Below are 10,044 nucleotides of genomic sequence, written 5' to 3' on the forward strand. Positions count from 1 at the left end.
TGTCACAGCAGGAGTAACGCGCCATGACACAGACAGACGGTGACCGGCAGCACAAGGTCCGTTCCCGCACCGCATCGCGTGTTGCGGCGGTGCAGGCCCTGTTCCAGATCGAACAGGGCAGCGAAAGCCCGGAACGCGTCATAAATCAGTTCATGCGTCACCGGCTGGGCACGTCCGCATCCGATCAGTGCGATTATGCCGAAGGACACGTGCCCGACGCCGATGCGCGGCTGTTCGGGATCGTGGTGCGTGGCGCCATGGCACGGCAGGAACGCATTGACACGCTGCTGCATGACATCCTGCCCGCGTCATGGCCGCTGGCCCGTCTGGACCCGGTGCTGCGGGCGATCATGCATGCCGCGGGTGGTGAGATGACGGGGGCGGATCCCATACCGGCCCGCGTCATCATCAATGAATACATGGATATCGCCCATGGTTTTCTTGCCGGTGATGAACCGCGCATGCTCAACGGCGTGCTCGATGCCCTGTCGCGGCGGATCAATGAACCGGCGGCATCCGTGACGGATGCAGGCAGTGAAACGGTCTTGGTAGTGGATGATGCCCCCGTGGCTGATGCCGCCCCCGACAGCAAACCCGCCTGAACCCCGAAGAAAGGCATGACGGCCATGGGACAGGACGCACTGTCAGGTAATGGCCTGCCGGCGGAATTCGGTTTCATTGCCCGTATTTTCCGGCCGCTTGCGGGGGACGGGGCGCTTGACCTGCGCGATGATGCCGCCGTGTTCATGCCGCCCGCCGGGCGTGAACTGGTTATTGCGGCCGACGCCATGGTCGAAGGCGTGCATTTCCTGTCTGATGATCCATCCGACACCGTTGGTCGCAAGCTGCTGCGCTGCAACCTGTCGGACCTTGCCGCCATGGATGCGACCCCACTGGGTTACCTCATGACGGTATCCATGCCGCCCGCGCGGGATGAGGCGTGGTTTGCAGGCTTTGCATCGGGCCTTGTGCGCGATCAGGAACAGTTTGGCATCACGCTGCTGGGCGGGGACACGACATCCACGTCCGGGCCACTGGTGCTGTCCCTGACTGTGCTGGGGCATGTAGCGCCCGGACGGGCGTTACGGCGCAGCACCGCCCGCGTGGACGATGGCATATGGGTTACGGGCACGATTGGTGATGGCGCGATGGGCCTGCTGGCGCGACGCGGGCAGGTGACCGATCCCGATGGCTTTCTGGCAGGCCGCTACCAGTTGCCCCGTCCCCGGCTGGGGCTGGATCTGGGGGATGTCGCATCCGCCGGGATGGATGTGTCAGATGGGCTGTTGCAGGATCTGGGGCACATGGCGCGTGAAAGCGGGGTAGGGATCGTAATCCATGCGGATCAGGTGCCGTTATCCCCGGCCGTGCGCGCACTTGGCCCGCAATGGCTGTCAACGTGTCTGAGCGGTGGGGATGATTATGAACTGCTGCTTGCCGTCCCCCCCATGAATGAAGTCGGCCTGCAGGCTCATGCCGCGCGTGCGGGGGTGGCGGTGACCCGTATCGGGCAGGTGGTTGCGGGAAATGGCGTGCAGGTCTGCGACGCGGCGGGCCACGCGATGGCATTTGCCCGGCGTGGCTGGAGCCATGTAAGGGAGGCTGGGGGCTGAGGCCTGTCCCTCAGTCCTCCAGCGACAGGTCGTAAACCCGGTAGCGCTTGCACGGTTCGGGCGTGATCCGTTCGATCAGGCGACGCATGGGCAGGTTGTTTTCCAGAACCCAGCCAAGTTCGATCGTGCGGTAGGGCAGGCTGCGGCCGCGTTTCATGAGTTCGGTGATGGCAAGTGCCGGCATGATCGCCCCCAGCGCCGTGCCGTCCAACGTGGAACTGACGCCCAGCAGGATGACGCGCGCGGAATGGAATTCATGCCGTAGCAGCCGCTTGCCCAGTTTCAGCCACCCCAGCGGCGACGGATCGCCATTGAGGTCGGCGGAAATGTCGAACACGTTGGGAACCACCAGCGCCACACAGACCGGCTTGCCCGCCTGTTCGATCAGCACGAAATGCTCCGGCCGCAGGATGGGCTTCATCTCCACGATCATGGACTGCATGTCTTCACGCGCCAGCGGAATCGATCCCCAGTTGTTGCGCCATGCGTCGTTGTACAGCGTGCGCAGGATCTCCCCGTCCTCATTGATCCGGTCCATGCGCAGGCCACGGGTGGTGACATTGCCCAGCCGCCCTTCGCCCAGCCGCAGGCTGGCGGGGACCAGGTGGGCTTCTTCCGCATCCGGGCCGGTCTGCATCTGATAGGCTACGAGGTCGCGCACCTTGGTGGCGCCACAGGCATCCATCATGCCCGGCAGCCATTGCGGGTGCCACGGCATGGCCACCATCGGCATGGCGTGGTGGCCTTCCAGCATCATCCCGAACTCACCATTGCTGTCCAGCGTCTGCGGTCCGCGCATAAGCTTCATGCCATGCTGTCGCAGCCATGTGCCTGCGGCATCCAGCAGGGCGGATACAACATCCAGATCGTCGATTGCGTCCAGTGCACCGAAAAAACCGACAGGTTCCCCATAATGTTTCATGGAAATCGGGTCGATCTGCGCGGATATGCGTCCCACCGCCCGTTTGCCCCGCATGGCCAGGAAATACTGCGCGCGTCCCTGGCGGAAAAAGGAATTCTTGCGCGGGGTCAGCAGGTCTCGCTGGGTCAGGTCCAGAGGGGGTACATAACCCGGCAGCCCGGCGTACAGGCGGCGGGGCAACTGGATAAAGGTGGTCATCTGACGAAAGCCGGAAACGGGAATGATAGTAAGACGATCGGTTTCGTTCATGACCGGTTCGTTGCATCCTGAACATTACCCGCATCGACCTTCATTCCGTCACGGAACGGGGCAGGTTATGCAGGCAAGGGTTGAAAGAAATGATTCGGTGGTCCGTCCTGTTGTTGTGCTGATGGCACAGAAGGACCCTTAAAAGGAAGATAGACAATGACGGTTAGGTCCGGTTCACGCATGGATGAAGGCGGATATGTGCTGATTACGGGGGCATCCAGCGGGATCGGGGCGGAACTGGCGCGGCTGTATGCCGCCCGTGGGCGATCGCTGGTCCTGTGGGGACGCAACGCCGAACGGCTGGAAAATGTGGCTGTACAGGCCCGCAGCCTGGGTGTGCAGGTGCATACGCGCACCCTTGACCTGTCTGATGGAGCGGCTGCGATTGAAGCCCTGCGTCAGGATGATGACAGCTATCCGGTCGATATCGCCATCCTTGCCGCGGGGCTGGGGGACATGCGGCGCGGGGGTGACGTGGTGGAACGGGCGGAGGATGTGCTGCATCTGGGGCTGGTCAACTATGCCACGCCATCGGCCATGGCTGCTGCCGCTGCCGAATGCATGGTCCCGCGGGGACGGGGGCATATCGTGCTGATCAGTTCGGTTGCGGCCTTCCATGCACTGCCGTTCGCTGCCGCCTATTCGGGGTCCAAGGCCGGGCTGAAACGTTTTGCCGAGGCGCAGCAGATGGCGCTGGCCCCGCTGGGGATCGGGGTCACGCTGGTCTCGCCAGGGTTTGTGGATACCCCCATGAGCCGCCGCGTCGTGGGCGCGAAGCCATTTTTGCAGACCGCGCCTACTGCCGCGCGCAAGATCGCCCGCGCCGTGGACCGCAACCGGCCCCATCTGGTCTTTCCCTTCGTGTTTTCAGTGCTGCGGCTGGTGGACACGCTGATACCGTGGCCGTTCAAGCGGCGGATCCTTTCGGCCATCAAGGCAGACCAGACGGACTGATTTCCCGGCAGGTCAGGGTTTATATGATATATTTTAATGCTGACCGGAACGATTGTGGCCATTTCGTGACATTTATCAATGAAATTACACGATAGCTGGTCTTGTTTTCTGGATAGATGTGTTAACCGATAGATCTGCGGCACCTGAATTGCCTGTTCTGTTGCATGAAATGCATGGGAGAGGGCACAATCGCAGACTGTTTTTATTGTAATAGCGGGGCAAGGAGCTGCCGTATGGCCACGGAGCGTGACCGGATATGAAAGAGATCGTAGCAGTTGATATTGGCGGCACGCACGCGCGCTTCGCCATTGCCCAGGTTGACCAGGGGCGGGTTGTCACGCTGGGGGAAGCCACGACCCTGAAATGTGCTGATCACGCCAGCCTGCAGCTGGCATGGGAAGCTTTTGCCCGCGTGGTTGACCGCCCCCTGCCCAAGGCCGCGGGCATTGCCGTGGCCTGCCCGATCAAGGGGGATATCCTCAAGCTGACCAATAACCCGTGGGTCATCCAGCCCGCGTGGCTGCCGGTCAAGCTGGGGGTGGACGAGCTGATCCTGGTTAATGATTTCGGCGCCGTGGCCCATGCCGTGGCACAGGTGGGTGAAGACAGCCTGCAGCATATCTGTGGTCCCGACCAGCCATTGCCCGAACAGGGCGTGATTACCGTCGTTGGGCCGGGCACGGGTCTGGGTTCCGCCTATATCGTGCGGCGCAAGAACGGTTATTTCGTGTGCGAGACCGAGGGCGGGCATATCGATTTCTCCCCGCTCGACCAGCTTGAGGACCGTATCCTGACCGTGCTGCGCCGTCGCTACCGGCGCGTGTCGGTGGAACGCGTGGTGTCTGGGCCGGGGCTGCTCAACCTGTATGAGGCGATTGCCGAAATGGGGGAACTGTCGGTCAAGGCGCGTGATGACAAGGCGCTGTGGACCATGGCGCTGGAGGGATCCGACCCGGTGGCGGCAGCCGCACTGGAACGGTTCTGTCTCAGCCTTGGTACGGTTGCGGGGGATCTTGCGCTGGCACAGGGCGGCAGCGCTGTTGTGATTGCCGGTGGCCTTGGCCTGCGTCTGGCCCAGCACCTGCCCAGTTCCGGCTTTGCCGAACGGTTCGTGGCCAAGGGCCGGTTCGAAGGCATGATGGCGGAAATGCCTGTCAAGCTGATTACATACCCGCAGCCAGGCCTGCTGGGTGCGGCGGCGGCCTTTGCCGAAGCCTATCGCTGATATGGTCTGAAGGGGCGTCCCTGTTTTTCCGGGGCGCCTTTTTTATTTCGAGTGGCCTGCCTGACGGGTCAACCGCGCCACAGGTGGCCGGGCATGGCGTCATAATGCCGGGTCAGGAAATCCAGCAGAAGCGCCAGCACGCTGCCCATATGCCGGGGATCGTACCGGGCATGGCTGGCTATTTCATCCAGCGGCTGGTTGTTGATTATTGTGGCGATCAGGATCCGCTCGTAGCGGTTGCCGATGATGTCGTGAATATATCTGTAACGGTTGATGGACCCCATGCGTCCGTTCAGCGGCCGCACGGACAGCCCCAGTGATGTCCGGTCCAGATGCGGGTCTTCCTCTCCCATCACGCCAATCCGGTAATCCGTGGCCCAGAACCGGGCTGCCGCCACATGGTGCGCCGTGATGATGCCGTTGTGGTGCAGGGCGTCGATCATGGTGGATACGGGTGTCGCCCATTCATTACTCCCGTCTGGAACGGGTGTGGGGGCGGACAGGGTAGCAGGACCGTCAGCGGGCAAAGGGCTCACTTTCATGGCTGGATGTCATTGCATCATCTTCACGTCCGGTAATGGGGTCAATTGAAAGTGTAAGATTATCCCGTCCGGGTATGAAAAAATATCTCCGTGCGGGGTCATGTGTCCGTTGGATAAAAAAACGGCATCACCCGGGCTGTGGGTGATGCCGTAAGGTTCCGTGGACAAGTTGGGAAATCGACGGTTGGGAATCTGTCGGGCGACCCACGGGTGTCGAAATTGATAGTGATAATAATTATCATTATCAAGATAAAAATGACATCTGCCCTGCTCGCCCCATGGTGGACCCGATCCCGAAAACGTGGTGCGATGGCCTGACCGTCAATGCACGCAGAGGACAGCATGGCCATTACACCGCTAGAGGTCGCAGCACGGCGGACAGGGGGACGGCGGGGGGCCGACATCCTGCTGGAAATTCTGGAAAGTGAAGGGGTTCGCTATATTTTCGGCAATCCCGGCACAACGGAACTGCCCCTGATCGATGCGCTCCAGCGTCGCCCGGACCTGAAATACGTTCTTGCCCTGCAGGAAGCGAGCGTGGTGGCCATGGCTGATGGGTATGCGCAGGCGGCTGGACGTCCCGGCTTCCTGAACCTGCATACGGCAGGGGGGCTGGGGCATGGCATGGGTAATCTGCTGAACGCCAGCGTATCGCAGACGCCACTGGTGGTGACGGCGGGGCAGCAGGACTCGCGTCATACGATTTCCGACCCGTTGCTGTTTGGCGATCTGGTCAGCATCGCAACGCCCGCTGTCAAATGGGCGCAGGAAGTCCTGCATGCGGACCAGTTGCCGGTACTGGTGCGGCGTGCCTTCAACGATTCGATGGCGGCCCCGTCCGGGCCGGTTTTCCTGTCCCTGCCCATGGATGTGATGGAGGAACCCAGCGATGTCGATGTCGGTTCCCTATCCGTCATCAATCGCGCCTCCATAGCCGGCGGCCTGCCGGACCTGGCCCGCGCGCTGGCCGGTATTGCGCCGGGCAGGCTTGCGATCATCGCGGGTGATGAGGTCCATGGCGCGGATGCGGCGGCACAGGTGGCTGAAGTGGCCGGAATCCTTGGTGCGCCCGTTTATGGCGCGTCATGGCCATCGCGTATCCCGTTTGCGACGTCCTGCCCGTTATGGGCGGGTAACATGCCCACGCGCGCAACTGACATTGCCCGCAGGCTTGCGGATTATGATGCAATCTTCGCACTGGGCGGCAAGTCGCTGATTACCATCCTGTATTCCGAAGGTTCCCCCGTGCCGCCGGGTTGTGCGGTCTATCAGGTCTCGGCCGATGTGCGTGATCTGGGGCGCACATTCCAGACCCCGCTTTCGCTGGTGGGTAATATCCGTGCGTCGCTGGATGTGCTGATTCCGCTGCTGCAGCAGGCGACACAGCCCCGCCGGGCTGAATTCAGTGCGGCCCGCACGCGTGTCATCGCCGCCCGGACCAGCAGGCGCATGGATGCGGAAACACTGGTGGCCCGGCATCGGGATGATCCGGTCATCGCCCCCTGTGTTGCAGCCCATGAAGTCGTGCGCGCCATTGGCCCGCAGGTCGCCATTGTGGATGAAGCGATTGCAACATCCTCCTATACACGCATGTTCCTCGATAGTGACTGGGCCGCGCAGTACTCCTTCCTGCGCGGTGGCGCGCTGGGCTGGGGCATGCCGGCTGCGGTCGGGGCTTCGCTGGGGCTGGGGCGTGAACCGGTTGTCTGCCTGGTGGGGGACGGGGCGGCCCTATATTCTCCACAGGCCTTGTGGACGGCAGCGCATGAACGGCTGCCGGTGACCTTTGTCGTGATGAACAACCGCGAATATAACGTGCTGAAGGGGTTCATGCGGGGGCAGACGCATTATGTTTCCGCGCAGGAGGGAAATTTCCTGGCAATGGACCTGCGTGATCCACCGATCGACTATCAGGCCATGGCGACATCCTATGGCCTGGAATCGTGCCTGATTACCCGTGCGGGGGATATCGCTCCGGCCATAGAAGCCGCGATGGCGTCCGGCCGTCCCAGTCTGGTCGAGATCGTAATCAGCACGATCTAGGGAAAATCGATCCGGTTTTTTTGTAAACTCTTTGAAAACAGGAGTTTTTGGGTGCCGCCCTTTTTAAGGGCAGCATCATGATGCCAACAAGGATAGGCTGTTTAAACCGTCCCTTAATGGATGGGGAACGAACAGGCGGCCGGGAGGGTATCAACCCGTTCCCGGCCCGGGTCCACACGCAGCGTCAGCCGCATGACGGCCGCGGCAAGATGGGCGCCGCTGGTGCGCATGGTCGTCTTGATGTCCACGCCATGGTTATTGTCCAGCACAGCGACATTGCGGCCCCGGGCCATGGTCGCTTCCGCCCGCACGGACCAGTAGGTGCCGTTTATGTCAGACAGACGGGCAAGGTTGTACACCGTCCCGTCCCCCTTCAGCTTGCTGTAACCGATTCCGACCGCCCCACCGCCGGTAATCTTGACCGGGTAGGAATGGTTGCCGAAATAAAGGCGTCCCTTGCCCCATGAATATCCGCCCGCTAGGGCGGCATCACGCAGGGTGAAACAGATTTTGGCTGTCGGTTGTCCCAGTGCATCCGCAGCCCGTGCGGAATGAGTGGCCAGTAGTCCTGCGGCAAGAATGACAGGGGCATAAAGGAAAGCTGGTCGCACGGTATGTTCCTGCTACGATATGGCGGCTGGTAAATCATCTACGGAATTCAGGCGGCCCCCGGTATGATTGACCCGGTCCGTTCTTTATTTTTCAGTCGATTACCACCAAAAGGCAACCCCTGTCGGTGTCAGGCGACCCATTGTCTGGATGCGTGGGAAAGGAGTGACCGCTGTTGCATGACGTAACCCTGTCCATGGATTATGACCATCCGTACTGTCGTCCTGTCCTGCGCCAGATACGGGTGCAGGCCCCGTTTGTCTACGGGCTGACCAACTATGTTGCGGCCACTCTCAGTGCCAATGTCCTGCTGGCGGTAGGGGCGGCCCCCGCCATCGGGGCGGCGCCGGGCTGGCCGGCCGGTTTCGGGGGGCAGGCCGCGGCAATCTGGGTCAATGCGGCGGGACTGATCAACTGCACGGCACGCGACATGATGGATGCCGTGGATGCCGCGAATGCAGGCCATGTGCCATGGGTGCTGGATCCGGTGGCCATGGGCGCCGGTGTCGGGGAATATGACGCCATCATTCGTACACTTGCCTCCAGATTACCTGCTGTCGTCCGGGGAAATGCCAGTGAGGTCGTGGCGCTGGCCGGAGGGGCGGCGACGGCACGGGGGGTGGAAGCCACGGCTTCGATCGGGCAGGCAGTGCCAATGGGGCAGGCGCTTGCCCGCAGTCATAAGGTAATCGTCGCCATCAGCGGGCCGGAAGATCATATCCTTGCCCCCGATGGTCGACATATTATTGTGCCTGGCGGCCACCCACTGCTGACGCGCGTGACAGGGGCAGGCTGTGCATTGGGCGGTCTGGTTGCCGCAGCCCTGGCAACCGTTCCAAAGGAATCGGACAGGCTGGTTGCGGTGGCGGCCGTTCACGCACTTTATGCACGGGCGGCGGAAATCGCGGCCCGGGATGCTGGCGGCCCGGCATCCTTCGCAACCGGTTTTGTCGATGTACTGTCGCGGTTGCAGGATGCCTGCGCGCCAGATATCGGCAACTGATCAGGAAATATCGGCCATCAGGGACACATGGGCCGCGATGATCTTCCACCCGTCGGGGGTGCGGATCCATGTCTGGCTCTGCCGGCCGATACGTTCGGCACCGTGACGACGGAATTCCAGATCAACCGTGCCGGTATCCGTGCCGATAGCCGTAATATGTCGGCGCAGCACGTCGCGCGGAGGAGAACCACCTGCCCGGTTACGGCGGAATACCGCGATTTCATCAAACCCGTACAGTGTTTCGCCAACACCGTATCGTACCGTTTCGGAGCCATGGTAAAACAGGGCGTCCAACTCCGCGATGTCATTATCGCCAAGCGCCTTTTCATAGCGGTCAGACATCGCGGTCAGTTCCGCAACGATTTCAGGGCGGTTCAGGGCAGGGGACATGATGTTTCCATAAAATATGCTGGTGGCTTTAGCCCTTGGCGGGGATGACCGCTTCATGCGCTTCGTTTTCCGTCACATTGATAACAGCTTCATTGGAAAACGACACGATTTCCGATGGGGAATGGTTGGCCGCCTGGTTCGTCTTGCGCGCCAGATCATTGGTCACGGTTTTCAGTTCGGACACTTCAGACCGGACATCGTTCAGGATTTCAATCAGGGCGGCATGGTCTTCCGCCGCGCGCTGGTCGGTGCCCCGGCTCAGCACCGCATTGCCCACCATCAGGGCTGGTAGCGCAACGAGCTGGATGCAGTTGCTTATATAAAGCAGCGTGTTCTGCCATGCGGGGGCGGCCAGAGGGATAAGGGAAAAGACCAGGAATGCATAAACGCACCAGATACTCCCGAATATGATCGTCATGCGCACCGCGACATGATCGTTGACCTTATGGAGAAGGGTGGGCTGGGTCGGTGATTTCGGCATGGGAACCTGCTTG

Annotated in this window: 11 protein-coding genes; 6 read left to right on the forward strand and 5 right to left on the reverse strand. The window is 61.5% G+C overall.

Annotation, left to right across the window (positions count from 1 at the left end; all coding sequences use genetic code 11):
• Window positions 1-23 precede the first annotated feature (23 nt).
• Both nusB and thiL read left to right on the forward strand, forming a co-directional pair.
• Entirely contained in the window at window positions 24-602 is a 579-nt protein-coding gene (nusB, locus tag ACE2AA_RS15490; protein ID WP_141262321.1) for a transcription antitermination factor NusB, read from the forward strand.
• Between the two features lie 15 nt (window positions 603-617).
• Entirely contained in the window at window positions 618-1,613 is a 996-nt protein-coding gene (gene thiL, locus ACE2AA_RS15495; protein WP_395370383.1) for a thiamine-phosphate kinase, read from the forward strand.
• 10 nt (window positions 1,614-1,623) lie between these two features.
• Here the strand turns inward: thiL and ACE2AA_RS15500 are convergent, their stop codons facing one another.
• Entirely contained in the window at window positions 1,624-2,784 is a 1,161-nt protein-coding gene (locus ACE2AA_RS15500) for a hypothetical protein (protein ID WP_141262323.1), read from the reverse strand.
• A 156-nt stretch (window positions 2,785-2,940) separates the two neighbouring features.
• Between ACE2AA_RS15500 and ACE2AA_RS15505 the strand changes: the two genes are divergently transcribed.
• Together ACE2AA_RS15505 and glk are read left to right on the forward strand one after the other, a co-directional pair.
• A complete protein-coding gene (locus ACE2AA_RS15505) occupies window positions 2,941-3,738 on the forward strand; it encodes an SDR family oxidoreductase (protein ID WP_141262324.1) in 798 nt (265 codons plus the stop codon).
• 256 nt (window positions 3,739-3,994) lie between these two features.
• Window positions 3,995-4,963 (forward strand): glucokinase, encoded by a 969-nt coding sequence (gene glk, locus ACE2AA_RS15510; RefSeq protein WP_141262325.1) that lies wholly within the window; start codon window positions 3,995-3,997, stop codon window positions 4,961-4,963.
• Between the two features lie 68 nt (window positions 4,964-5,031).
• On the opposite strand, the gene ACE2AA_RS15515 is transcribed toward glk, so the two are convergent.
• Entirely contained in the window at window positions 5,032-5,505 is a 474-nt protein-coding gene (locus ACE2AA_RS15515; RefSeq protein WP_395370384.1) for a hypothetical protein, read from the reverse strand.
• A gap of 342 nt (window positions 5,506-5,847) precedes the next feature.
• On the opposite strand from ACE2AA_RS15515, the gene ACE2AA_RS15520 reads away from it, so the two are divergent.
• Entirely contained in the window at window positions 5,848-7,548 is a 1,701-nt protein-coding gene (locus ACE2AA_RS15520) for a thiamine pyrophosphate-binding protein (protein ID WP_141262326.1), read from the forward strand.
• A 113-nt stretch (window positions 7,549-7,661) separates the two neighbouring features.
• Here ACE2AA_RS15520 and ACE2AA_RS15525 read toward each other — a convergent pair whose 3' ends face one another.
• Window positions 7,662-8,159, reverse strand: a complete 498-nt coding sequence (locus tag ACE2AA_RS15525; RefSeq protein WP_193557719.1) for a hypothetical protein — start codon at window positions 8,157-8,159, stop codon at window positions 7,662-7,664.
• 173 nt (window positions 8,160-8,332) lie between these two features.
• Between ACE2AA_RS15525 and ACE2AA_RS15530 the strand changes: the two genes are divergently transcribed.
• Window positions 8,333-9,160, forward strand: a complete 828-nt coding sequence (locus ACE2AA_RS15530) for a hydroxyethylthiazole kinase (protein ID WP_395370386.1) — start codon at window positions 8,333-8,335, stop codon at window positions 9,158-9,160.
• On the opposite strand, the gene hpxZ is transcribed toward ACE2AA_RS15530, so the two are convergent.
• Window positions 9,161-9,550 (reverse strand): oxalurate catabolism protein HpxZ, encoded by a 390-nt coding sequence (gene hpxZ / locus ACE2AA_RS15535; RefSeq protein WP_395370388.1) that lies wholly within the window; start codon window positions 9,548-9,550, stop codon window positions 9,161-9,163.
• Between the two features lie 28 nt (window positions 9,551-9,578).
• Entirely contained in the window at window positions 9,579-10,031 is a 453-nt protein-coding gene (locus tag ACE2AA_RS15540; RefSeq protein ID WP_141262329.1) for a hypothetical protein, read from the reverse strand.
• Between the last annotated feature and the right edge of the window lie 13 nt (window positions 10,032-10,044).

This window comes from Komagataeibacter diospyri (genome assembly GCF_043995075.1).
Lineage (GTDB): Bacteria > Pseudomonadota > Alphaproteobacteria > Acetobacterales > Acetobacteraceae > Komagataeibacter > Komagataeibacter diospyri.

Excerpts from the sequence above, each read along its gene's own strand:
- ACE2AA_RS15505 (WP_141262324.1), top strand. The coding sequence starts at position 2,941 with ATGACGGTTAGGTCCGGTTCACGCATGGATGAAGGCGGATATGTGCTG.
- ACE2AA_RS15515 (WP_395370384.1), bottom strand. The coding sequence starts at position 5,505 with ATGAAAGTGAGCCCTTTGCCCGCTGACGGTCCTGCTACCCTGTCCGCC.
- hpxZ (WP_395370388.1), bottom strand. The coding sequence starts at position 9,550 with ATGTCCCCTGCCCTGAACCGCCCTGAAATCGTTGCGGAACTGACCGCG.
- glk (WP_141262325.1), top strand. The coding sequence starts at position 3,995 with ATGAAAGAGATCGTAGCAGTTGATATTGGCGGCACGCACGCGCGCTTC.
- nusB (WP_141262321.1), top strand. The coding sequence starts at position 24 with ATGACACAGACAGACGGTGACCGGCAGCACAAGGTCCGTTCCCGCACC.
- ACE2AA_RS15500 (WP_141262323.1), bottom strand. The coding sequence starts at position 2,784 with ATGAACGAAACCGATCGTCTTACTATCATTCCCGTTTCCGGCTTTCGT.
- ACE2AA_RS15540 (WP_141262329.1), bottom strand. The coding sequence starts at position 10,031 with ATGCCGAAATCACCGACCCAGCCCACCCTTCTCCATAAGGTCAACGAT.
- ACE2AA_RS15520 (WP_141262326.1), top strand. The coding sequence starts at position 5,848 with ATGGCCATTACACCGCTAGAGGTCGCAGCACGGCGGACAGGGGGACGG.
- thiL (WP_395370383.1), top strand. The coding sequence starts at position 618 with ATGACGGCCATGGGACAGGACGCACTGTCAGGTAATGGCCTGCCGGCG.